The sequence below is a fragment of the Arachidicoccus ginsenosidivorans genome, from assembly GCF_007971385.1.
Taxonomy (GTDB): domain Bacteria; phylum Bacteroidota; class Bacteroidia; order Chitinophagales; family Chitinophagaceae; genus Arachidicoccus; species Arachidicoccus ginsenosidivorans.
In genome coordinates this window covers 4,649,130-4,672,180 of sequence record NZ_CP042434.1, presented here as the reverse complement: position 1 = coordinate 4,672,180, position 23,051 = coordinate 4,649,130, and the positions used below count along the sequence as shown (strand labels likewise).

23 protein-coding genes and 1 pseudogene are annotated in these 23,051 nt (G+C 42.5%); 4 read left to right on the top strand and 20 right to left on the bottom strand.

What is annotated here, in order from left to right:
• Positions 1-170: 170 nt before the first annotated feature.
• The 17 genes and pseudogenes from zwf to FSB73_RS18730 form a co-directional block, all read right to left on the bottom strand.
• Positions 171-1,703 carry a glucose-6-phosphate dehydrogenase gene (gene zwf / locus FSB73_RS18805; RefSeq protein WP_146785725.1) on the bottom strand — a complete coding sequence of 511 codons (1,533 nt, stop codon included), beginning with the start codon at positions 1,701-1,703 and terminating at the stop codon, positions 171-173.
• Between the two features lie 94 nt (positions 1,704-1,797).
• Positions 1,798-3,155: pseudogene (gndA, locus tag FSB73_RS18800) on the bottom strand (NADP-dependent phosphogluconate dehydrogenase).
• Between the two features lie 144 nt (positions 3,156-3,299).
• Complete coding sequence (locus tag FSB73_RS18795) at positions 3,300-5,024, bottom strand: DNA polymerase/3'-5' exonuclease PolX (RefSeq protein ID WP_146785722.1); 1,725 nt, start codon at positions 5,022-5,024, stop codon at positions 3,300-3,302.
• Positions 5,025-5,204: 180 nt separating this feature from the next.
• On the bottom strand, positions 5,205-5,684 hold the full coding sequence (locus FSB73_RS18790) for a hypothetical protein (RefSeq protein ID WP_146785720.1): 480 nt from the start codon (positions 5,682-5,684) through the stop codon (positions 5,205-5,207).
• A gap of 181 nt (positions 5,685-5,865) precedes the next feature.
• Positions 5,866-6,006 carry a hypothetical protein gene (locus FSB73_RS23375; RefSeq protein ID WP_158639606.1) on the bottom strand — a complete coding sequence of 47 codons (141 nt, stop codon included), beginning with the start codon at positions 6,004-6,006 and terminating at the stop codon, positions 5,866-5,868.
• Positions 6,007-6,087: 81 nt separating this feature from the next.
• Positions 6,088-6,723, bottom strand: a complete 636-nt coding sequence (locus tag FSB73_RS18785; protein ID WP_146785717.1) for a hypothetical protein — start codon at positions 6,721-6,723, stop codon at positions 6,088-6,090.
• Positions 6,724-7,175: 452 nt separating this feature from the next.
• Positions 7,176-7,877, bottom strand: coding sequence for a dephospho-CoA kinase (gene coaE / locus FSB73_RS18780; protein ID WP_146785714.1), 702 nt, complete (start codon positions 7,875-7,877; stop codon positions 7,176-7,178).
• Positions 7,878-8,044: 167 nt separating this feature from the next.
• Positions 8,045-8,389 (bottom strand): preprotein translocase subunit YajC, encoded by a 345-nt coding sequence (gene yajC, locus FSB73_RS18775; RefSeq protein WP_146785711.1) that lies wholly within the window; start codon positions 8,387-8,389, stop codon positions 8,045-8,047.
• 122 nt (positions 8,390-8,511) lie between these two features.
• Entirely contained in the window at positions 8,512-8,952 is a 441-nt protein-coding gene (locus FSB73_RS18770; protein WP_146785708.1) for a DUF1573 domain-containing protein, read from the bottom strand.
• 27 nt (positions 8,953-8,979) lie between these two features.
• On the bottom strand, positions 8,980-9,912 hold the full coding sequence (nusB, locus tag FSB73_RS18765; RefSeq protein ID WP_146785706.1) for a transcription antitermination factor NusB: 933 nt from the start codon (positions 9,910-9,912) through the stop codon (positions 8,980-8,982).
• 237 nt (positions 9,913-10,149) lie between these two features.
• Positions 10,150-10,419, bottom strand: coding sequence for an arsenate reductase family protein (locus FSB73_RS18760; RefSeq protein ID WP_146785704.1), 270 nt, complete (start codon positions 10,417-10,419; stop codon positions 10,150-10,152).
• Between the two features lie 223 nt (positions 10,420-10,642).
• Positions 10,643-11,986, bottom strand: a complete 1,344-nt coding sequence (gene ahcY, locus FSB73_RS18755; protein WP_146785701.1) for an adenosylhomocysteinase — start codon at positions 11,984-11,986, stop codon at positions 10,643-10,645.
• A 205-nt stretch (positions 11,987-12,191) separates the two neighbouring features.
• Positions 12,192-12,545, bottom strand: a complete 354-nt coding sequence (locus FSB73_RS18750) for a DNA replication/repair protein RecF (RefSeq protein ID WP_146785698.1) — start codon at positions 12,543-12,545, stop codon at positions 12,192-12,194.
• 115 nt (positions 12,546-12,660) lie between these two features.
• A complete protein-coding gene (locus FSB73_RS25585; RefSeq protein ID WP_225974174.1) occupies positions 12,661-13,392 on the bottom strand; it encodes a DNA replication/repair protein RecF in 732 nt (243 codons plus the stop codon).
• A 257-nt stretch (positions 13,393-13,649) separates the two neighbouring features.
• Positions 13,650-14,207, bottom strand: a complete 558-nt coding sequence (locus FSB73_RS18740; protein WP_146785695.1) for an FKBP-type peptidyl-prolyl cis-trans isomerase — start codon at positions 14,205-14,207, stop codon at positions 13,650-13,652.
• Entirely contained in the window at positions 14,204-14,593 is a 390-nt protein-coding gene (locus FSB73_RS18735) for a hypothetical protein (RefSeq protein WP_146785691.1), read from the bottom strand. The genes FSB73_RS18740 and FSB73_RS18735 overlap by 4 nt, the downstream gene beginning before the upstream one ends.
• A 42-nt stretch (positions 14,594-14,635) precedes the next feature.
• Positions 14,636-15,652, bottom strand: coding sequence for a DHH family phosphoesterase (locus FSB73_RS18730; RefSeq protein WP_146785688.1), 1,017 nt, complete (start codon positions 15,650-15,652; stop codon positions 14,636-14,638).
• Positions 15,653-16,026: 374 nt separating this feature from the next.
• Between FSB73_RS18730 and FSB73_RS18725 the strand changes: the two genes are divergently transcribed.
• Complete coding sequence (locus FSB73_RS18725; RefSeq protein WP_146785685.1) at positions 16,027-16,443, top strand: nucleoside-diphosphate kinase; 417 nt, start codon at positions 16,027-16,029, stop codon at positions 16,441-16,443.
• Between the two features lie 255 nt (positions 16,444-16,698).
• Here FSB73_RS18725 and recA read toward each other — a convergent pair whose 3' ends face one another.
• Positions 16,699-17,769: a recombinase RecA gene (gene recA / locus FSB73_RS18720; protein WP_146785681.1), complete on the bottom strand. Its 1,071-nt coding sequence runs from the start codon at positions 17,767-17,769 to the stop codon at positions 16,699-16,701.
• A 358-nt stretch (positions 17,770-18,127) separates the two neighbouring features.
• Complete coding sequence (locus FSB73_RS18715) at positions 18,128-18,559, bottom strand: hypothetical protein (RefSeq protein ID WP_146785678.1); 432 nt, start codon at positions 18,557-18,559, stop codon at positions 18,128-18,130.
• Positions 18,560-19,018: 459 nt separating this feature from the next.
• Between FSB73_RS18715 and FSB73_RS18710 the strand changes: the two genes are divergently transcribed.
• The 3 genes from FSB73_RS18710 to FSB73_RS18700 all read left to right on the top strand — a co-directional run bounded on the left by FSB73_RS18710 (position 19,019) and on the right by FSB73_RS18700 (position 22,196).
• Entirely contained in the window at positions 19,019-19,756 is a 738-nt protein-coding gene (locus FSB73_RS18710) for a DUF4397 domain-containing protein (protein ID WP_146785675.1), read from the top strand.
• A 99-nt stretch (positions 19,757-19,855) separates the two neighbouring features.
• Positions 19,856-20,521 carry an RNA polymerase sigma factor gene (locus FSB73_RS18705; RefSeq protein ID WP_225974173.1) on the top strand — a complete coding sequence of 222 codons (666 nt, stop codon included), beginning with the start codon at positions 19,856-19,858 and terminating at the stop codon, positions 20,519-20,521.
• A 94-nt stretch (positions 20,522-20,615) separates the two neighbouring features.
• Positions 20,616-22,196, top strand: a complete 1,581-nt coding sequence (locus FSB73_RS18700) for a hypothetical protein (RefSeq protein WP_146785672.1) — start codon at positions 20,616-20,618, stop codon at positions 22,194-22,196.
• Positions 22,197-22,489: 293 nt separating this feature from the next.
• Here the strand turns inward: FSB73_RS18700 and FSB73_RS18695 are convergent, their stop codons facing one another.
• A complete protein-coding gene (locus FSB73_RS18695; protein ID WP_225974172.1) occupies positions 22,490-22,990 on the bottom strand; it encodes an EVE domain-containing protein in 501 nt (166 codons plus the stop codon).
• Positions 22,991-23,051: the final 61 nt, after the last annotated feature.

The following is a 23,051-nucleotide window of genomic DNA, read 5'->3' as shown; positions in this document are numbered from 1 at the left end:
CTCCCTGTTCTTGGCACTCGTCCATCCTTGCCCCTTATTGACCCTGCCTAATAGCGGTTTATTAGCAGCGCCAAAGCGCAGGATAATGCACGAAAAAATGTTTAAGATAATGATTATATAAAAGCCTGAGGCTAATTTAGCGGCTCAGGCTTCTATTAAATCCATTATGATTAAGATTCTTTTCTGTCTTTTTTAGGAGGCAGTGTCACCCAGGTTCTGCCATCTCTTGCGATGAGTGCCTCTGCATCTTCCGGACCCCAGGAGCCAGGTGCGTAATTAGGGAAGTCAACCGGCGGGCGACTTTCCCAGGTTTCCAGAATAGGCGCTACCACTTCCCAGGCAATTTCTACCTGATCCCCCCGCATAAACTGCGTCGCATTGCCCATCATGGCATCCAGTAATAAAGTTTCATAGGCTTCCGGTTGTGGCTCATCATAGTTATCATTATAACTAAAGACCATATCCACCGGGTTCAGCGACATGGTTTGTCCTGGCCGCTTGGCCTGGAAACGCAACCGGATATCCATTTCTGGCTGTATACTGATGGTCAGCCTGTTGGCCCGCCAGGTTTCCGAAGCTTCTGTCGGGAAGGCATATTTAGGTGCTTCTTTAAACTGAATGGTGATGAGTGTCGTTTTTTCCATCAGGTGTTTACCTGTTCTAACGTAAAATGGAACACCCTGCCAGCGCCAGTTATCAATATAAAACTTAACCGCAGCAAAAGTATCGGTGCTTGATTCAGGATTCACGCCTTTTTCTTCCCGGTAAGCCTTTTCTTTTTTACCTTGCATCCAACCGCTGCCATACTGACCACGAACAGCATACTTCTGCACTTCGTGTTTATTAATCTTTCTGATGGCATTAAGCACGTCAGATTTTTTATTGCGGATCTCATTGGCCTCAAAAGAGACCGGCGCTTCCATGGCAATCATGCAAAGTACCTGCAATATATGGTTCTGTACCATATCACGTAGGGCACCTGCCTGTTCGTAATAGCCGCCTCTGTCTTCCACGCCCACGGTTTCTGCAGCCGTGATCTGAACATGATCGATATAATTGCAGTTCCAGATAGGTTCAAACAAGGCATTGGCAAAACGCAGAGCCAGGATATTTTGAACGGTTTCTTTGCCTAAGTAGTGGTCAATCCGGTAGATCTGATTTTCTTCAAATAAACCAGTTAAAAGACTATTGAGCTCTTTTGCGCTCTGCAGGTCATGACCGAAGGGTTTTTCCACCACAATCCGGGTATTGTTTTTATCCTTGCAGAGTTTTAATTTTTTAAGATTGGTGGCAATATCTGGCACCAGTTGAGGCGCTACCGCCAAGTAGAAAAGTACATTAGGATGTTCACCCCAGGCTTTTTCCCGATCCTCAATAATTTTTGCAATACCATTATAATCCTCCGGCTTATCTGCATCCATGCGCAGGTAGGAGATATGTTGCTGAAAACTCTCCCAGGTCGCATTTTTATCATCTTTTCTTCTGGAGAATTCTTTGATACCTTGCAAAAGATGACCTCTGAATTTCTCATCAGAATAATCCGTACGGCCCGTGCCGATGATCGCAAAATTATCCGGCATAAATTCATCGATAAACAGATTATAAAGGGCCGGTGTTAATTTGCGCTGATTTAAATCTCCGCTACCGCCAAATATAAAGACAACGGTCGCAGTGGGCTTTTTATGATTGTTATTTTTAGCCATTCGTTATTTGATTGAGATTGAGATTAAGTTAAGTGAAAGGCAGCACCGTATCGTTGATGTACTGTACTGCCTTTATTTTAAATTTACTTATTATTTAAGGATGGGCTTCCCACTGTGTATGGAAGATACCTTCTTTATCTGTTCTCTGATAAGTATGAGAGCCAAAATTATCTCTTTGTGCCTGAATCAGATTGGTCGGCATTTTTGCGGACACAAAAGATTCCAAATAGGCCAGTGAGGACTGAATAGCCCCAATAGCAATACCACTTTTAGCAGCCTGAGAGACAACATCCCTTAAATCCTGTTGGCCAGCTTTCACTTCGGCGGCGACCTTTGCATCCAACAAAATATTGGAGAGATTCGGGTCAGCCAGGTAAGCCTGGTAGAAGGTTTCTAAAAGAGTAGAGCGGATGATACAACCGCCTCTCCAGATTTTAACCACATCCTTCAAGGGGATCTCCATTTGTAATTCTTCGGAGGCTTTAACCAGCAAGGAGAGGCCCTGTGCATAACAGATAATGGTAGATACATACAAAGCCGCTTCTACCTGCGCCTCAAATTTTGCCGGATCCTCCTGAATTTTATGAATAACCGGTTGATACAAGGCGGCTGCTTTCAGGCGGTCATCCTTGTAGGCAGATAAGGTACGCATAGAAACTGCCATATCGATACTTGGAATAGCAACTCCTGTATCCATGGCATCCTGAGAGGTCCATTTACCTGTGCCCTTGGCACCGGCTTTATCTAAAATCATATCCACCAGGTAACCACCTGTTTCGGGGTCTTTGGTGGCAAATATATCACGCGTAATTTCTATCAAAAAAGACTGTAGTCTGCCATCATTCCAACGGCCAAACAATTCGTGCAACTGGTCGTTGGTATAACCGAGACCATTTTTAAGCAGATCATAGACTTCGCTGATGACTTCCATAATCGCATATTCAATACCATTATGCACCATTTTTACAAAATGGCCGGCGGCGTCCTTGCCCATATAAGCCGTACAAGGCTCCTGATCTTTACCAACCTTGGCAGAAATGGCTTCAAGTAGCGGTTTAACATGATCATAGGCTGCTTTATCCCCACCCGGCATAATACTGGGACCAAAACGAGCACCTTTTTCACCACCGGATACACCCATACCCATAAAATGGAAACCTTGGGGGCTAGCTCTTTTACTCTTCTTAAGGTATCTGTATAATGAGAATTTCCACCATCAATAATAATATCGCCTTTATCCAAAAAGGGGAGTAGGCTGGCAACCACTGCATCAACAGGCTTACCGGCAGGTACCAGCAAGGTAATTCTTCTAGGTGTAGAGAGACCCTCTACAAAGGTTTTGGTATCTGTAGTGCCTTTTACATATGTGCCTTCTGGCGCACCATCTTCCAGCGCTTTTGCCTTTTTTTCATCCAGATCAAGGCCCAGAACACTAAAGCCGTGATCGGCCATGTTATATAAAAGGTTCTGGCCCATTACACCAAGACCAATCATACCAAAATCAAACTTTTTTTCCATAATCCTTTTCTTTAATTTATGAGAGTACCAAAGTTAGTCAATTTGAGGTTTTACGACGGGCAATTAATACATTAATTTTTATTTTATTTTTAAATTATATATATACTGTTGCATCGTATCCAGATCAAAACTACTGAGATTCTGCCGGGCGGTAAGTCCTGCCTTCTGAGCCACCAGTACACCGTAACGAATATCATCCATGCCCCTGATGCTATGGGCATCGGGATCAATGGATAACATAATGCCTTTATCCAAAGCCTTTTGAATATAAGTCCAGTCAATATCCAGCCTGCGGGGATTGGCATTGAGTTCAACCACCACATTATTTGCCCGGCAGGCGTCCAGTACTTTTTCCATATCCAGCGGATAGCCTTTACGGCTGAGTAACAACCGACCGGTCATATGTCCCAAAATATGCGTAAATGGGTTTTCGATGGCTTTTATAAGCCGACTGGTCGCATCCGACTGGTCCATTTTTAATACAGAATGCACGGAGGCAATCACCAGATCAAAGCTGGAGAGAATATCTGGCGGATAATCCAGATCGCCATGGCGTAAAATATCACTTTCAATACTTTTAAAAATCTTAAAAGGCGCCAGGGTTTTATTGAGTTCATCGATCTCTTCATGCTGTTCCAGAATCCTGGCTGGCTGCAGGCCGCCGGCGTATCCGGCAGATTTGGAGTGATCAGAGATGACCAGGTATTCAAAACCTTTCGATTTGGCGGCGACGGCCATTTCTTTAAGTGTCTGTCCTCCATCACTATAGCGGCTATGACAGTGAATAATGCCTTTTATATCGGATGGAGTAATAACAGGAGGAAAATCACCTGAGATCGTTTTGGCTTTTTGAATAATATCCGGAAACTCTCTTTGAGGTACCGGAATAGGGCTTAATCCCAGGGTTTTAAACAAATCCTGTTCGTTCCAGTTGTCGCTTGTCACCTGATCTGGGAAATTATTTTCAAAGGCCTCTTTAAATACCGGGGAACAGTTTTGAAAAAATACCGCCCTGTCAAACGACTCACTTTGCGTAAGCAAAATAAAATGAAGTGCCGGCAATTTACCACTTTTGACCAATAATAATGTTGGACCTGATTCATTTTCTATCACCTCAAAGTCTGGAGCAGGATATAAATTTGCCATGGCCGCACTTTCAAATAAGGGGCGCAGCTGCTGCTGATTTAAGGTGGTTACCCATTCTAAATATTCAATGACCGGTAACTGTCTGGGCAGCTGGCCTGTCATTTTAAGCTTTGCCTCAGGCGTTCCTATTTTACTTGTTCGCTGAAGCTCCAGATCCAGCTCCAAGGCCAAGGCTTCCACCTGCGCATATAAAAACTGGCCCGCCTGGTCCTGAAAAAACAAAATGGCTTCCTTGATATTGTTCTGGGTTTTCTCCCCAAAACCTTTGAGCAACATCAGGCGGTTTTCTTCGCAGGCATAAAGTAACTCACCTAAGTTCTCCACACCTAGTTCCCGCCAGATGACGATTATTTTTTTGGGTCCCAACCCTTTAACCGATAGCATTTCAATAATGCCCGGCGGGGTTTTGTCCATCCACTGATCCAAAACTTTAATATGGCCCGTATCCAGTAATTCCAGTGTCTTGGCGCTGACAGCAGCACCGATACCCGGGATTTCCCGGATCTGTTCAGCTGTCATATCCTTAAAATTCAGGGCAAATTTTTCAATGGTTCTAACAGCGTTCTGGTAGGACCGGATTTTGAAGGGTGACTCCCCATGAAGTTCCATTAGTTCAGCCAGTAGTTTAAAGCGTGCCGCAATGTCTTTGTTTGTCATATTTCAATATTTATCAGTGCCTTAAAAGTACGTCAACTAAGGCTTAAATCAACAGCTCCGGTCCAACAAATTAAAGGTTAAGTGCCTTATTTAGCCTGAGCAGAGGGCAGTGAGAAAGAGCAGGTATAAAAAAAGTCCCGAAAAATCGGGACTTCAATATGTGCATTTGTACAGTTATGATTAACTGTTTGTTGCAGGCGTAGCTTCTGGAGCAGCTGCAGGCGGAGGTACGGACGCCTTCTTACCGCGCTTTGCACCAGCTTTTTTAGGAGCGGCTTTTTTAGCTGCTTTCTTAGCGGCCTTTTTAGGAGCTGCTTTTTTAGCTACTTTTTTTGCTGCTTTTTTGGGAGCTGCCTTTTTAGCGACCTTTTTTGCTGCTTTTTTAGGAGCTGCTTTTTTGGCTACCTTTTTTGCTGCTTTCTTAGGAGCTGCTTTTTTAGCTACCTTTTTTGCTGCTTTTTTGGGAGCTGCCTTTTTAGCGACCTTTTTTGCTGCTTTTTTAGGAGCTGCTTTTTTGGCTACTTTTTTAACGGCTTTCTTAGGAGCTGCTTTTTTAGCGGCTTTCTTAGCTGCTTTTTTAGGAGCGGCTTTTTTAGCTACTTTTTTAACGGCTGCCTTTTTTGGTGCTGCTTTTTTAGCAGCTTTTTTAGCTGTTGCCATGATAAAATTTATTTTAATGGTTAGTAAATTAGTAGTAAATATATAACCATTTATATTAACCAAAAAAAAATCTTTGCACAGTATGTTGAAAACTCCCTATCTATTTTGAATGGTTTTTCAGGCACTCATATATATCAAACAACGCTAATACCTACAAATAAAGGGTTACAGCGATTTTCATTTAGTAAAAAATCTTCAATTCTGCAAAATTTTGAGCCAATTTTTCTAAAAAAAATTTTTTCTTTTTTAACCTTATTTTTTCTTTTAAAGTGCATTTTTGGGGCTTTTTTGCACCTTGTCCGCCTGCTGATTTACCTTGCAATTTGCCTCCATATTGGGGTAAATAAAAAGACTCATTTCTAAAAGAAATAAGTCTTTTTATTTAAACGGGTTATAGGAAAGCTTATCTTAAAATCCTTTTTGCCTGCATGTCTTTTAAGATCGTTTTCGCAAAATCATAGGACATCTTTTCAGCGGAACTTGGATCGATGGTTTCTGATTGTGCAGAGTACAACATTTTGTTCTTTTGTTGTAAATCATACAGATTGGTCTCGAAAGAGTAGGAGGTGGTTCTTTCATAATACCCTCCGTAAGGCGCACCCCACATATAAGGTGCATAGAAAGAATAATAACTCCAAAAATAATAAGGACCTACACCGTAATAACCCGGTACAAACCTGCGGCTGGCATTCTTATCAATCATGGCGATGGTAATCACCCCATCAATGCCATCTTTTTTAAGCATCCTGAGCACCTGATTTTCGGATTTATGCCTGAATGCATTGGGGCCATATACATCTGTGGCGGTAACGGCCTGTATGCCCATGTTAATTAATCCAGATGCCAGTTCATTTTCCATATTCACTTTGACGGCTCTGTTTTTTGCACTTAACATGCCTAGTACAAGGACTTTATTAAAATGCTGGCCATTGGCCTGTAAGTCCTTGGAGACCCAACTTGTGGTCAATCTTGAGGAGCTGCACCCTGCCATAAATAACATGACAACAGGAACACACCAAAGCAATAGTTTTTTCATCATTTTAAATTTTATGGATTGTTCTTTTATAATATACCCTTTATATGTTTATTAATCTATTATTGATACAAATTTATACATTATACCGTTTTAAATAATGGTTTTGACCATTGCACCCAACCTCGCGCCTTTCTTTAAAAGCCATCAAAACTAAACTTCAACAAAGGTTAGGCAATAGATACAACATTTTAAATTTCACCCATTCAAAATCTAATCCTACCCAAACTCCCCCGTCTTACCTAAAACTCTTTAATCCTACTTCATTTCTACATTTATTCATCTATCTATTCATTTATTCATTTATCCGACCTATCGTTGTTGGTTGCTTTAAAAAAGCGGGGCTTCTGCTTATAGATTAATTTTTAGTGAATATACTATTATTTAGTTATTTGACAAATAACGGATTAAAAAGTAATCTCAAAGGGTTAGCTTTAACTTTTTTTTATTCAGGGCGTTTAAACTTCAACTGCAGCCTTACTACTTTGTTGTAAAAACTGACGATGCCAGGCGATCACCTGGGGCCAGAGTAGTGTTTGTCCATTATTAACGATTACGCCACCACACCGCTTCATTTTTTCATTTTCATCCATTTGCTTCAGTATCCTGCTGTTCGCCGCCTCAAAACTTAATTGATCTCGATCCATGATTCTTTGTATTCTGGTGGCTTTATCCGCATAGATTCCCAAAATAAAGTCAAGTGATCTGTTAGAACCTGACTCAAAAAGCAAAGCAGCTTCTTTAATCAGATAGCTGGTGGGTTTGGCCTGGTCGAGGTCAGCAATAGCGCTGTTTTGGGTTCCGGACTGTCCATTAGACCACTCACTCATTTTTGATTTAAATGCTTCATTTTGAATGGCTACCCAGTCCTCGGCAGCCTTGATAACAGGCGGATGGGTGATCTTGTTTAAGGTTTCCAAAAGTTGTTGATTATTAAAAACAAGTTGGCCGATCTTTTTTCGATTCAGGCCCTGATTTTCGGGCAAATAGGCATCCCTTCCAAAAGCCTCGATAATTTGCGCTTTGATAACAGGATCGCTGTCAATAAGGCTACGGGCAACCAGGTCACTGTCAAAAACAGGCACGCCCAGTTTTCTGAACAGATTCGTTACTACGGATTTGCCGCTGCCAATACCCCCGGTAATCCCGATTTTCAGCATAATTATATTTTTTCTTATTTGCCCAACCAAGGTACAAATTTACCGCAACATGGCGGCTTTGATAATATCTGTACCTCAGTACGTATAATTGCATAAAAAACAGCCACTAGTATTACCTAAATAATGCTTGGTGGCTGTAGAAAAATAGATTGATTTTTTCAGGGATATTAGGCCTTTTTAGCGCCCCCTTGTAATCCTTTGGTCCAATCCAGGGAAATGGCGGATTTTTCCAGTTTAACGTAACTACCAGGGCTGGTTTCCAGCATAATTGTGGTTCCGTCTTCATTTACCTTATTGATCGTTCCATGAATGCCGGCAATAGTGACGACTTTGTCACCTTTTTGCAGGTCATTGATAAAATTTTTCTGGTCTTTTGCCTTTTTGGTCTGTGGTCTGATCATAAAGAAATAGAAAACCACAATGATACCGATCATAATAATCAACTGGGCGGATCCGCCGCCAGCCTGGCCGCCCTGACCGGACATAAGTAATACAGAATTAAGCGTACTCATTGAATTGTCTGTTTTTGAATGTAAAATTTATTGTTTGCTGAATTTAATATAGATATTGGATATCGTTATTTAAAACCAATGATTCGATATTTGTTCTATTCATCTTTGTGCTGGCACAACCCTTATTTGGTCACTTTTCCCGTAAAGCCTAACACAAAATGGGCGTCATTGCTTGTATTGGAACTCACAACGATGCTTTTACGAACGCTGCCGGGTGCGCCATGGTTGGTGTCAAATTCGGCGGTTACATTGCCCTTTTTACCAGGCATGACGGCCGTCTTTGTATAATCAGCCACCGTACAACCGCAGGTGGGTCTTACCTCCGTGATAAATAGTGGCTTACTGCCTGTGTTCTCAAAACTGTAAGCTATTTTTACTTTATCCCCCATTTTGGCGGTACCAAAATCCTTTAAGGAATCAATCCAGTGAATAGTGGTAAAATTAGCGGTATCGGTCTGGGCATTTGCCGGTGCTTTCAGATTGCTACCTGTACTATCCTGACAGGCAGTAAAACCCACTGCCAGTGTAAACAGACAAATCCCAGCTAAGCATATTTTTCGCATAAAATTCCTGTTTAAAAATAGGTTTAATTATTTTTTAAAATCGACCTTTTGGATCTTATTTTGCGAAATTAGCTCTTTATGAATAGAATCTAAAATTCCATTTACAAATTGTCCGCTTTGTTGGGTGGAATAGTCTTTAGCAATATCAATGTATTCATTGATAGTGACTTTGGTTGGAATGGTCTCAAAATAGAGCAATTCTGTCAGGCCCATTTTTAATAAAACCATGTCTATGAGTGCAATACGGTCTGAATCCCAGTTTTTTAATTTAGGCTTGATCAGCTCCATCAGGTAATCTTCCTTTTCCATTACCGTGTGTAAGAGCTGGCGGGCATATTGCCATTTATCAGGCGCCACCGACTGATCCAGGTGCATGGAGCTAGGCTTATGCAGGTATTGCATGACCATTTGCTCTGCCATCTCTGCATCATCATCCAGATTAGCAAAACGCTCTTCAAGTTGCGACAAAAACCCTTCGTGGGTCAATAATAAATTTGTGAAAATGAAGGAGATAATCGCTGATTCTGACTTTTTATCCCGGTTTTGCTGGGCGATATAGTCCTGATAGGTGGCCGTGGTGATCAGTTCCAGAAAAATCTTTTTAATGATTTCCGGATCGATCTGGCTATCGGTTTTTTCAATGCTGATAACATTTTGAAAACCCGTATCTTCTTTAATTTTCCAAATGACCTCATTGCCGGCCAGTTTAATATTAAAGGCCAGATCTGCTGAAGTAACAATGTGCTTGGAGGCAAGCTGGCGGGCGTGCTTTTCGGCATAACCAGCGATATGCACCAGGTTATCGAGTAAATACACGACCAGCGCCCTGGTTTGATCAATTTGCTGAAGTAAAGTTTTTGAAAGATCGCCGCCGGCAAATAAAGGCTTTTCAGGTTTCATCACATCTACTGCATACAAAAGCTGCATGACTTTCACCCGGATATTTCTTCTGCTGATCATAAGGATATGGAATAAGAACTTTTTTAGAGGTGGCAAAGGTAATGAAAGATTATTATATGACCACCGTAAAATCGGACTTGTTCCCGCCTAAATTGCATTTCCAGGGTCATTTGGTAAGGGTTTAGCATTTCCTTATTACTTAGCAAGTCTCTCGGGCACCTAACATCAGAACCTGCTAAATTTATAACAAGCCATTATCCCGTAAAAATGCCGTGGCAACTTCAAAAGGACGACCAATTACCGCAAGGTCCCCATTACCAATATGGGTCTTTGCAAAAACCGGGGATATTTGACCAGCACGTCTATTACCGCCTTTGTATCCCCTGAACTGTTAAGCCCACTTTTAGCCATCAGCTCAAGATAATCCGGATCGCTTTGACGTAGCAGCTTTTGCGCAGGGAATCCTGTTTTTTCAATGAGCGTTATTAATTCGTCCCTAGAGAGTGGCCTTTGCAAATAATCCCGCAAAACAAAAGGGATATGGTTATCTGTCAGGAATTGATACAAGCACTGGCTTTTAGAACAACTGGCATTATGTATTAAAGTTAGGGTGGACATAAATAATGGATCTGTAATGAAAAAATCTATTGTGCGCAAACGGCAATAAGTACTAACAATAAGTACTATAGTAAGCGCATAAATTAAAGGGTACTTAAACAAAAAGCGTATCCAATGTTTATTAAAACAGGTAGACACGCTTTTTGTCAAGATCCGCTTATTTAAAAATCAATTAATAGCGGTAATGATCAGGTTTATAAGGTCCTTCTTTAGCAATATTCAGATAGGCTGATTGTGCATCTGTCAACACATCCAGGGTAACGCCGATTTTGGCCAGGTGCAGACGGGCTACTTTTTCATCCAGGTGCTTAGGCAGCACATAAACTTTGTTTTCATAGTTTTCCGGATGCAGCCAGAGTTCAATTTGGGCCAGCGTCTGATTGGTAAAAGAATTACTCATCACAAAGGAAGGATGACCGGTTGCACAACCCAGGTTTACCAGGCGGCCTTCTGCCAGTACAATAACATCTTTGCCGTCGATCGTATAAAGATCTACCTGTGGCTTAATGGTATTTTTAGTGGATCCGTAGTTATTATTCAGCCACTGCATATCGATTTCAATATCGAAGTGACCAATGTTACAAACAATGGTTTTATCTTTCATTAAACGGAATTCACGTTCAGCAATGATATCTCTGCAACCTGTAGTGGTCACGATAATATCCGCTTCTTTTACCGCATCTTCCATTTTTTTTACTTCAAATCCTTCCATAGCAGCCTGCAGGGCACAAATCGGATCGATTTCTGTCACGATCACCCGGGCACCGGCGCCACGAAGTGATTCTGCAGAGCCTTTACCAACATCCCCGAAACCAGCTACTACAGCGACTTTACCGGCGATCATTACATCCGTTGCACGACGGATCGCGTCTACGCAGGATTCTCTACAGCCGTATTTATTATCAAATTTGGATTTGGTAACTGAGTCATTAACGTTAATGGCTGGGATCGGCAACGTACCTTTCGCCATTCTTTCATATAATCTGTGTACACCTGTGGTGGTTTCCTCAGACAGGCCTTTAATGCCTGCCACCAGTTCAGGATATTGATCCAGCACCATATTGGTCAGATCCCCGCCATCATCTAAGATCATATTAAGGGGCTTTTCCTTGCTGCCAAAAAACAGGGTCTGTTCAATGCACCAATCGGCCTCTTGTTGGGTTTCTCCTTTCCAGGCAAATACAGGGACTCCCGTTGCGGCAATGGCCGCAGCGGCATGATCCTGCGTAGAGAAGATATTACAAGAACTCCATCTTACCTCTGCACCCAGGGCTGTCAGGGTCTCAATTAAGACGGCGGTCTGAATAGTCATATGCAGACAACCGGCAATGCGGGCACCTTTCAGCGGCTGAGCAGCACCATACTCCTCACGCAGACTCATTAGTCCGGGCATTTCTGCCTCTGCGAGTCTTATTTCCTTACGACCCCAATCGGCCAAATGGATATCTGCCACCTTGTAGGGGAGATTAAAATCGATTTTTTCTATTCCAGTAGACGTATTAGCGGCTGTTGACATAGTTTTTTATTGATTATTTAGGTTGATTATCTAATTATTTTGCGCGAAAATAAGGGATTTTTTACGTTTATAAGCCGTTTTAACGGCTATTAACGCCTGGAACCACTAAATTTTATACCCCCCATAAGATTTAGTGGTTAATCGCCCTGGTTATGGCCCCACTCATGTTGATATAAGTTCAAATTCAACCAGTTCTCCCAAACAATTACCCGTCAGGCGTATCTTTGAGTTCAATGAGTTGATAGTCTTTCTCCAGCTTTTCAAAAGCGGTTTTTAACCGCGCTGCATGCGTATCTGTAATAAAGATCTGTCCCTTGGCCTGGTCTGTGACCTGTCCAAGCAGATTGATCATCCTGTCCTCATCGAGTTTTTCAAAAACATCATCCAATAATAAGATAGGGATTACTTGTTTTACCCTGGCTATATAATCATAGGAGGCCAGTTTTAAAGCAAATAACAGGCTTTTTCGCTGTCCTTGGGAGGCCAGGGTTTTAAACTGAAGTCCATCCAGGGTAATCACCAATTCATCGCGGTGGATACCTTTGGTGGTTCTTTGCATTTGCAGATCTGCCCCAGACTATTTTTTAGTAATAATTCCAGGTTATCTGCAAATAAAGCTGAATGATACTTAATGTGTAGCCCTTCTGCTTTACCGGCGATAACCTGGTACTTACTTAATACAGCAGGCAGTAAATCATGCAGACAGGCCTTTCTTTTTTCAAATAAAGGTGCCCCTGATGGCAGAGTTGCTGATCCAGCACGGATAAAACTGGTTGAATCTGACTGAGCGGCTGCCCGGATTTCAACAGCGCATTGCGCTGCTGAAGGATCTTATTATAATGGATTAAATGCTGCAGATATTCCGGGTCTGTTTGCGCTAAAATGGTATCTATAAATTTTCTGCGTTCTTCGCTGCCGCCCATAATCAACTGACTGTCGTCAGGCGCGATCATGACGGCCGGCAATCTGCCAATATGCTGCGAAAATCGGTCATAAGCCACCTGATTGAATAAAAATTCTTTTTTGCCGCCTGGCCGCACAATGCATAAAAGTTGATCCCGAATAGGCTTAGTAAGCGTGGTAAGCGCAGCATCCTTGGTTTCCTTCACATCCTTATCATCCTTGACATCGCCATCACCCACAATGTCCTGATACGCTTTATGTGCTGTATCTGCTATTGCAACCTCGCCTTCCAGGCGAAAGCCCTCCGTGCCATGCAAGGCATTTTTACTGTCCGGTCTGGCAAAATAACTACGGGTAAAGCATAAGTAATAAATCGCATCCAAAAGATTGGTTTTGCCACTCCCATTCGGCCCGGCAATTCCAATAATTTGCTGCTTAAAATCAAAAGCTGCCTGCTGGTAATTTCTGAATTGAATCAGGGTTAATCGGGTAAACTTGGACACGGGGTAAATTTAGCAAATTTAAGCCAAAACAACCTATTCTAAAATGCAGCATGCAAAGAACAGGGCAACTGACTTTGAGATAATTAGCCGTTTAGCTTTCCCTAGCATTGCTATAGGCATATTTTATGGAAAATCAACTTTACGGCCTATTTAAGAAAAATAAAAATAGCCACTCTTGGTAGTTTGCGGGTGCATATACTACCGGAGCGGCTATTTTCAATATAATAGGCTTCACCAAAAGGCGAACCTAGTTTTGATTACTTTTTAGCGGAATCTGAAGGGGTAACATCCAACACCTGAATATCAAATTTCAGGTTACTGAAAGCAGGGATCTTTTCACCTTGATCTCTATCACCATAGCCTAGTTCAGCCGGGATATAAATGGTTCCTTTGGCACCTTTACCAAATAAACGTAGACCTTCATCCATTCCGACGATGGAACGGTGCTCACCAACGGCAATAGGTAATGGTTCTGTATGTCCTGCAATAGTAGAGTCTATATTGGAATCAAAGGCTTTTCCGTTAGACAGCAGGCTACCGGTATATTTAATGGTCGCTGTCATCCCTGAATCTGCTTTTTTGCTGATATCACCTGGCTGATCAATAACAACATAGGCGCCGCTTTTGGTTTTAACAGCTTTCAGGCCTTTGTCTTTAATATATTTATCCAGATCAGCAGTGGCTTGTTTTAATTTCACCTGTGAAATTTCCTGCTGTTTGGTCCTTTCTTTGGTCACATCTGCCTGAGCAGCAGCTTCATCCTTGAAAACATTCAGGATACTGACCGTCGCCTTTACGTGACGGCCTTTGGTCATAATCGGCGGCAAGCCCTGGTTAGGTCCCCTTGTTTAATGATGCTATCAACACTGATGATCACCTCAGCGCTATCTCCGGATTTTAACTGCGGAAATATTTCTAAAAAGGTCATTTTGGTTCTGGCGCTGGTGTCTACCTTGGTATACTGTGGCATCTTGTCGTAGGAATCACGCCATACGGTGTCTCCTAATTCCGGAATGGAGAATTTAAATTTGAATTTAACAATGTCACCGGCTGCCACCTGGACACCAGTCGTGTCTGCGCCGACTACCTTACCGGTCAGAATTTTATATTTCATGCCCGATGGCGTAGTCTTGTAATTGACATTACAAGCCGCCAGCCCCAAGATGGCAACGGCTGAAAATGCAAAAAATAGTCTTTTCATTTTTAAAATTATGCGTTCTTTTAATATTTTGGATTCGCAATATTAATTCAAAGCGGACTTATAATCTAATAAAACCTTTTTAAATTTTTGGACTGTTTCTGTGAGCGAATCTGCCGTATTGCCGCCTGCAGCATTTTTATGACCGCCTCCATTAAAATGTTTGCGGGCAAATTCATTGACGTCAAAATCACCTTTGCTCCTAAAACTCCACTTTCTTTCCTCGTCGCGGTCAATGACAATGGCCCCAAAGCGAATCCCCTCAATGGAAAGTAAGTAATTGACTAATCCTTCAGTATCACCGGTTTTTGTATGAAAAGCCAGCAAATCAGCCTTAGGGATGGTCATAATGGCCGTATTGTATTCATAGAGCACTTCCATGCGCTTGAGCAGAGAGTGGCCCAGAAAACGCAGGCGCTGTTCTGAGTTTGAGTCATAAATATGTTCATGCACCGGACTGTGCTGGAGTCCCAGATTCTTTAAATCAGCAATGGCTTCATGCACGGAGGCGGTGGTAGAGGGAAATCTAAAAGAGCCGGTATCGGTCATAAGACCCGTATAAATACAACTGGCCAGCTCAGGATCAATCAATTCCCTATGACCGCTGGATACAATAAAGTCATAGATCATTTCACAGGTGGAACTTTTGGCCGGAATACTGATCCCATAATCAAAGGCCTCTATTTGAGGTTGCTCATGGTGATCAATCAATATTTTGACCCCTTTTGCATTCAAAAGTGCAGGCTCCATATTTTTGGTTCTATATAGTACATTGAAATCCAGGCAAAAAATCCAGTCAGCGGCCTTAATATAGGCATCACTAAACAGCTTGGTTTTCTCATAATCCCATACCTGCTGCGCACCCGGCAACCAATCCAAAAAAGAGGCCCAGTTGGTAGGGGAGATGACCTGCACCTGATGGCCCAACTTAGCCAGTAAATGGTATAGTGCCAGGGTAGAGCCCATGGCATCGCCATCTGGCTTCTGGTGCATGGTGATCAATACTTTTTTAGCTTTGGTCGTTGTATTGAGTAAGGAATAGAATTCCGTGATTGGTTTCATGAATATTTTAGTGTATTTGTGGTGCCGGAACCAATTGATACAGTGTAGTTCATATCAGAAAGGCCTGGCAGGTTTAAAATCTGACTGGCGCAAAAATAACTGATTTTGCGCGGTTGGCAAAGCTTAGATTAGGGCAGCGTTGCCTACCGGCAATAAATAAAAAATAACCGTCCTGCAATTATGCACAGCCACGAATCAATCGTTTTGAAGCAAGGCTTTGTCGCTTATTCGTTTAAGAAACCTAAATTTTATCTCCCTTAATGATTGTTTATTTTAATATCAGTGATCAAGGGCCATTCAAAGCCTAAAATCCTAAAGACTACCACTCGTTAATTGGCCAAAATACTTTACTTTTGCGGCCAATCTTAAAAAATATGAGCAATACAACATTTACCATGATTAAACCGGATGCAACGGCTAAAGGCCACACCGGTGCTATCTTAGATCAGATCATTAAAGCTGGCTTTACCATCAAAGCGATGAAATGGACCAAACTGACCAAAGAACAGGCTGGTGCTTTTTACGAAGTACACAAAGAGCGTCCTTTTTATGGCGAACTGGTTGATTTTATGAGCAGCGGTCAGATCGTAGCTGCCATTCTGGAAAAAGAAGATGCAGTCGCAGCATTCAGAACGCTGATTGGTGCCACCAACCCAGCAGAAGCTGCAGAAGGTACGATCCGCAAACAATTTGCTGCTTCTATTGGAGAAAATGCGGTCCATGGCAGTGATAGTGATGAAAATGCTGCAATCGAAGGAAACTTCTTCTTCTCTAAACTGGAAAGATTCTAGTAGCGCACCTCTAAGAAAATCAGCCTCAGATTCGTTGTCCTGTTAAAAACAAAATAAATAGGGCACAGGTGTCATCAGGCTATGCATCATACAAAAAAAAGTCCTGGCAGCCGTCTAAACGATTACCTGCCAGGACTTTTTATTTTTCAAAAGCAAAACGGATAGCCCTTTGAGCTATCCGTTATTGCAAATTTACTAACACATTTATATTCGGTTACGTCCTAAAACGTCTGTTTATACCAAATGACTTACAGGTTATTTCTTACTGGCCTTTTTTTCGGCTTCCTGGGCAGCTTCTTCCACCGCCTGTGCAGTATCGGCGGGAGCCTGTTGTTCAGAGAGTTTCGCCCTGATTTTACCTTCAATTTCATTCGCAAGATCAGGGTTATCACCGAGCAGGCCTTTTACCGCATCACGGCCCTGTCCTAACTTACTGCCTTCATAGCTGAACCAACTACCGCTTTTGCCAACAATACCTAACTCGACGCCCATATCAATAATTTCACCGATCTTACTGATTCCTTGTCCGTAAATAATGTCGAACTCTGTATTACGGAAAGGAGGGGCTACTTTATTTTTAACGACTTTTACCTTGACGCGGTTTCCGATGGCTACATCGCCATCTTTAATCTGAGCTGCACGGCGGATATCCAGACGAACAGAAGCATAGAATTTAAGTGCATTACCACCGGTAGTGGTTTCCGGATTACCAAACATCACACCGATCTTTTCGCGCAACTGATTGATAAAGATACAAATGGTATTGGTTTTACTAATTGTGGCGGTTAGTTTTCTAAGTGCCTGACTCATCAGCCTTGCTTGTAAGCCCATCTTAGAATCGCCCATTTCTCCTTCGAGTTCCCCTTTAGGGACCAAGGCAGCGACGGAGTCAACGACAACAACGTCCAGTGCACCGGATAGGATCAGGCGATCAGTAATTTCCAGGGCCTGCTCTCCATAATCTGGCTGAGAAATCAATAAATTATCTACATCCACACCTAATTTACGGGCATAAGTGCTGTCAAAAGCATGCTCCGCATCGACAATAGCGCACATACCGCCTCTTTTTTGGGCCTCTGCGATCACATGGATGGCCAGGGTCGTCTTACCAGAGGATTCAGGTCCATAGATTTCTACCACACGGCCACGAGGTAAACCACCAATACCCAGGGCGGTATCCAGGCCAATAGATCCTGTTGATATGGAATCAATTACGCGATTGGGCTTTTCATTCATCATCATGACGCTTCCTTTCCCAAAATCCTTGTCAATTTTATCAATGGTCAGCTTTAAAGCCTTTAATTTTTCTGCGTTTATATTACTCATACTAAAAAAGCGTTTTTAAATATTAGATTTTCAGGTTTCAAAATTACAATATTTTTTTCAATAAAACTAATCAAATTAGTCAATATTTTATAATAGTCTTAGACATAACAAAATTTGTTTATAAGATTTTAAGAAAAGAAAAAAAGCGATTAATGTTGTGAAAGTAGAAAACATTCTCCAATATAGCTCATTTCGTTGTCGCTTTTTATGGAAGCTTATCTGTGGAAAAATAAAAACGTCTTTTTGTTTATAGCTGATCCTGCTGTTTATGCAGCAGGAAAAACCAAATACAAAAAGACGTTCAAGCGGTGGATATCCTTGGATAACCCACCAAACTTTTTACCTAAATCACATTACATCAATGAAATACATATCTAAATGCAATCCCAAAGCGGCCGGCTTCAAAATCAGAACCATGCGTTAATTGCCAGGCGGGGCGCCAGTCAAACCCAAAATCAATGGGTGCGTTGGGTACTTTATATTCAATTCCTAAGGCAGGGCGTACCAAAAAATCAGTATTACCATTACCAAAGGCAGCCTGGGGGCCTACGCCAATATTCCATAATAAACCTGGTGCATTGCGCACAGCTTCATTATAAGAATATTCCACGCCTAATGCCGTCAGTCCATCGCCAAACAAGACCATACCCTGAATGGCACCAGTCGGATTAATAAAATGCTTTACATGCGGTCCCACCAAGGTGGCGCCGTTGCCAAAATCAATAAATAATCCACCTGCAGTGCGGTAGGATTGTGCTTTGAGGCCTTGTGCTGCGCAGATGAGCAACATGGCTGATAACCCGAGGAGAATTTTTTCATACTCAAAATTTTATTTTGCGATTAATTAATTCTTTGTCAGAGAAATACAAAATCTACGCCAAAGGCAAAAAAAACTTAAAATCCCCAATTTCGGGGATCCTAAGTAAAAGGCTTTCTTCCTTATTTAGGGGGAATTTTCTGCCAAAGGGGCGCAAGCCGGAAAAACTGGCAACTGACATAATCCGCAAAGGGCTTGAATCAGTGGGTTTATGACCAAAATCTGGCATTATGCCATGGCTTTTGTTGACTAGCTTTTTTTTCTTAAAGTGCTCAATGGACCTCCTAAATATTGCTACCAGATAATTCGTGGGCAGTGTAGCGTTTTTCCCTCCTGCAGCGTTTCAATAACCAGTAAAGCAAATAGCTGCACACTGCTTTTTGATTCACCATAAGCAGGTGCAGCCCAAAAACAACAATAATTATAACGACCATGAAAAAGATGATTGAAAAAGCAATCAACCTGCGAATGTGGCTGATACTGGCCATCGCCGCTATCAGTATTTCCTCCTGCCTTAAAGATGACAACAACAGTTACAGTGTCCAGGTGGCAGGTGTGGCGCTGATCAATGCAGCACCTGGATCGGGCGCCCTGGACTTTATCTCTGACGGCAACAGAAATTATTTACCAACAACTTTTGCCTATGATACGGTCCTGAGCTATCGCAGCGCCTATCCGGGATTCAGGGTATTTGGAGTGACCTTGCATAACAGCAATGAACTACTGGGATCTCAGCAGTTTTATTTAGAGCCCGGCGTTGCCTATTCGTTATTTGTCACCGATACCATTGGAGATATAAAATTAGCCCTACTTAAGGATAGCCTGGGGGATCAGGACAGTACAATGGCTACCATCCGATTCGCCAATATGAGTGCAGACGCGCCAAATCTTACACTTGAGTTAAGCGGAGGAGGCCAAACGTCCAGCCTGGAAGCCGTTGCTTATTCAAAGGCGTCTAAATTTTCAAGTATAGCTCCTGGCGAAGATTATACCCTTAAACTCATCAATAGCGAAACCCAAAAAATCAATAGCGAAACCCAAAAAGTAATCGCCACCAAATCAGCAGTTACGCTTAAAAAAGCTAAAATCTATACCATATGGGCAAAGGGTATATTATCTTCCACCGACAGTAAAACGAAAATCGGACTAGCAGTAATGGAAAATGAGTAGGGTGGCTCTATCTTATATACTGCCTCTTAACTTCAACCTCCTTTAATTGAATATTGGTTACCTTTGATGAAGTAGCCATTGACAGTGAAATAGTTATTCATGGATAATCATGCAGACATCTTGGTCAATGGCTACACAAGAATCAAATTTAATAGAGGCCTCAAAAATCCCGATCGACAAACTCAGGGTCATTTAATGAAAAGCGACGCACCCAGCATCAGAAGCCTTGTCCAGGACTGTCAAAACAGTGATGCATCCTCCAAAGAGAGGCTGTATAGGACTTTTTATGGCTATTTGATGGGCGTTACGCTGCGTTATGTGAATACCTCAGATGATGCAGAAGAATTGGTTAACGATAGTTTTATGAAGATCTTTAAAAACATCGATGGATTTAGCGGCCCGGAAGATCCGGATAGCTTTGGTAAATTTTTTAAGGGATGGATCGCCAAAATCGCCTCCAGGACCGCCATTGACCATATCCGCAAACAAAAAGCCAATTTTAATATGACTGGTATTGAAAAGGCCGAACAGTTTGAGCATGCCGCTCCAGCCTCAATGACACTTGAAGTGGCAGATATTATGGCGCTCATCAACCAATTACCTGAAAATCATAAAATAGTTTTCAATCTACACGAAGTGGAAGGTTATACACATGAAGAAATAGCAAACATGATGGATATTCCCGTTAGTAGTTCCCGGGTATATTTAACACGCGCAAAAAGTAAATTAAGAACATTATATGCTTTGAAATTCAGTGCCTGTTGAGGATGCGGTAGATATTACCCCTACCACAGGCTACAAATAAAAGTAATCAAATAATAAATGAACAATATTTTAAATAACCAGCGAAGGGCTTAGCATGGAAAACGAGGAAAATGATATTATCCGTCAGTTGGCTGAAAAACTAAGAGCCCATCAGGAACCTTACAAAGAAGGCGCCTGGGAGCAGTTTGTCCGCCATGAAGCCGCAGCATCCGCTGCTCAATCAGCTGAGCCGGCGGCCCGGATAGAGAAAACTGGTACAAAGCAGCGAACACTGCTGCGTCCCTGGATGGCTGTTGCTGCCGCCTTGCTGCTCGCTGTGGGAGCCGGTTGGCTCTATATGTCCTTGAACCAGACAACGCACCTCAATGGAGTAGCAAGCTCCACAAAACAAGGCCATGAGGTGGCAAAAGATTCAAAAGGTTCAAAAGGCATACCAAGCGCTAGCACTCCAACCCCAATCATGCCGCAAAAGGCAGCTCAAGCAGCGATTTCCGGTCAGACAAATATGGATGCACAAGGCGACCGGTCTGTCCCAGCTGGTTCTTTGGCAATCAGCTCGTTTAATAACGACTTGAAAGAGGATGCAAAATCTGAGGGCAAGCTCCTGCAAAATCATCCTTACCACATAGGCCAAAGGGGCGTTATTATACTAAATAACCATTTTGCCACCACCGACCAGGCGGCCGCCAGGCAGATCGCGGAAAATGCACTGGCCTCCATTAATCAGCCTAGGCAGCTTCTGGTTCCGGGCCTTCAGATAAGCCCGGTGGGACCTGTATTTACGGTGACGGCACCTAAGGCTGCTAGTACAGCTCAGCGTCCTTATAATGCGCCATCAAATCAAAATAGCAATAACCGTGTATTGCAAAATAATACAGCCCTATCAGCCACTAATCAGCGCATAAAACCAAGTGCACAGCCCCTGGCTGACAATGCTAAGGTAGCTGGCGCCGGCAATCAAAGTAATAATCGTCAGGCCTTTGATCATTTTGACGATAAAGGTTATTTTGACGTAGCGGATAATAATGGTTCATCCCGCAAGTGGCATATGGGTGTCATGGTTGTCCCTGCTGTGAGTAATAGTGCAAAACTAAATATGGGGTACGGCCTCAGTGTAGGCTATAAACTCAGTAACCGACTTTCATTGGCCTCTGGTTTATCCTATGCTGAACTTACCGGCTCTAAAGATGCCGGCACTGGTCAAGGACAGAGTCTTGCCAGTATCGCTTCCAGCGGCAGGACACTCACAGCCCTTGACGCTAGTCTCACCGGACTGAACGTACCTTTAGAAATTCGTTATCAGGTCAGTTCCAAAATTTATGTGGGTACGGGTGTTTCAGCCATGGCAGTACTTTCCGATAAAGTTGAACGCAGATATGCCATTGCTCAAATGCAGAGCTCAGCGCTGGAGGCGAATACCGGTTATGCGCTAAAACCCGATGCCATGCAAAGTATCGCCTCTAATTTGAATAAGCGTGAGGTAATCCCTGATCAGGAAGTAGGGGCGAAGGATTTTGCAGGATTTATCAATTTCAGTCTGGGTTTTAAACAACCGCTCAATAAAAGCAAATCACTTTCCATCGAACCTTTTGTGAGTGTACCGATGAGTAATAATTTATTCAATCAAAATATTAAAATGACCAATGGCGGTCTCAGAATTAAGCTCGGGCTCTAATGCTGAATGGTCATTGGTCCTAAAGCCAAACATACAGCTTAAAATTGCAACACCTGTTTTATTTTCATTTGACCTGGCTGTTGCTAACCACCTAAATAATGTGTAAACACCTTACCTTTATGGAGGCAACGCTTAAGGCGAGCTAGCAACCCCTGAAAATTCTTAGTTTTGCTAGCTCGCCTGTTGCCCTTGGTTATTCGCTGCTGGCTATTTATGTAAAGTTTATTATTGAATGCCTTGAAACATTCAGCTTCATTCAAATGCCTTTAGTTATAGGATCAATTGCCAAAGGCTCACTTTGTCTTTGTCTTTGTCTTTGGCTTTGTCTTTGTCTTTGGCTTTGGCTTTGGCTTTGGCTTTTCAGTTTTGGCCTCTTCAGCATTGCGTTCAGATAATTCTAAAATCACGTCCCACTCATCCTCAGTTACCGGGCACACGGAAAGTCTTCCCTGACGAATCAGCCCCAGATCCTGCAAACGTTTTTCGGCCTTCATCTGGGCTAAACCAACAGGCGCCTTTAAAGCCTTTACGGGCTTTAAATCCACAGCCACCCAACGATCATCATCTATGGTAGGATCGGGGTAAGCTTCCCGGATCACCTGGGCAATACCTACGATTTCCATACCCTCATTGCTATGATAGAAAAAAACCTGATCTCCCTTTTGCATAGATCTGAGGTTATTACGGGCCTGGTAATTTCTGACACCATCCCAGAAGGTCTTCTTGTCCTTATTGAACTGCTGCCAACTGTATTTAAAGGGCTCCGATTTTACGAGCCAATAATTATTTGCCATTGTCTTGCTAAATATTTAGTGAAAAAAACAACCGCACATGCACTGTGCTATGTTTGCAGAA

Excerpts from the sequence above, each read along its gene's own strand:
- FSB73_RS18710 (WP_146785675.1), top strand. The coding sequence starts at position 19,019 with ATGAAAAAGATGATTGAAAAAGCAATCAACCTGCGAATGTGGCTGATA.
- recA (WP_146785681.1), bottom strand. The coding sequence starts at position 17,769 with ATGAGTAATATAAACGCAGAAAAATTAAAGGCTTTAAAGCTGACCATT.
- FSB73_RS18795 (WP_146785722.1), bottom strand. The coding sequence starts at position 5,024 with ATGACAAACAAAGACATTGCGGCACGCTTTAAACTACTGGCTGAACTA.
- yajC (WP_146785711.1), bottom strand. The coding sequence starts at position 8,389 with ATGAGTACGCTTAATTCTGTATTACTTATGTCCGGTCAGGGCGGCCAG.
- FSB73_RS18695 (WP_225974172.1), bottom strand. The coding sequence starts at position 22,990 with ATGGCAAATAATTATTGGCTCGTAAAATCGGAGCCCTTTAAATACAGT.
- FSB73_RS18730 (WP_146785688.1), bottom strand. The coding sequence starts at position 15,652 with ATGAAACCAATCACGGAATTCTATTCCTTACTCAATACAACGACCAAA.
- FSB73_RS18715 (WP_146785678.1), bottom strand. The coding sequence starts at position 18,559 with ATGTTGCTCATCTGCGCAGCACAAGGCCTCAAAGCACAATCCTACCGC.
- FSB73_RS18740 (WP_146785695.1), bottom strand. The coding sequence starts at position 14,207 with ATGACCAAAGGCCGTCACGTAAAGGCGACGGTCAGTATCCTGAATGTT.
- ahcY (WP_146785701.1), bottom strand. The coding sequence starts at position 11,986 with ATGTCAACAGCCGCTAATACGTCTACTGGAATAGAAAAAATCGATTTT.
- FSB73_RS18790 (WP_146785720.1), bottom strand. The coding sequence starts at position 5,684 with ATGGCAACAGCTAAAAAAGCTGCTAAAAAAGCAGCACCAAAAAAGGCA.
- FSB73_RS18750 (WP_146785698.1), bottom strand. The coding sequence starts at position 12,545 with ATGCAAAGAACCACCAAAGGTATCCACCGCGATGAATTGGTGATTACC.
- FSB73_RS18705 (WP_225974173.1), top strand. The coding sequence starts at position 19,856 with ATGGATAATCATGCAGACATCTTGGTCAATGGCTACACAAGAATCAAA.
- zwf (WP_146785725.1), bottom strand. The coding sequence starts at position 1,703 with ATGGCTAAAAATAACAATCATAAAAAGCCCACTGCGACCGTTGTCTTT.
- FSB73_RS18785 (WP_146785717.1), bottom strand. The coding sequence starts at position 6,723 with ATGATGAAAAAACTATTGCTTTGGTGTGTTCCTGTTGTCATGTTATTT.
- FSB73_RS18725 (WP_146785685.1), top strand. The coding sequence starts at position 16,027 with ATGAGCAATACAACATTTACCATGATTAAACCGGATGCAACGGCTAAA.
- FSB73_RS18700 (WP_146785672.1), top strand. The coding sequence starts at position 20,616 with ATGGAAAACGAGGAAAATGATATTATCCGTCAGTTGGCTGAAAAACTA.
- FSB73_RS18735 (WP_146785691.1), bottom strand. The coding sequence starts at position 14,593 with ATGAAAAGACTATTTTTTGCATTTTCAGCCGTTGCCATCTTGGGGCTG.
- FSB73_RS18770 (WP_146785708.1), bottom strand. The coding sequence starts at position 8,952 with ATGCGAAAAATATGCTTAGCTGGGATTTGTCTGTTTACACTGGCAGTG.
- nusB (WP_146785706.1), bottom strand. The coding sequence starts at position 9,912 with ATGATCAGCAGAAGAAATATCCGGGTGAAAGTCATGCAGCTTTTGTAT.
- coaE (WP_146785714.1), bottom strand. The coding sequence starts at position 7,877 with ATGCTGAAAATCGGGATTACCGGGGGTATTGGCAGCGGCAAATCCGTA.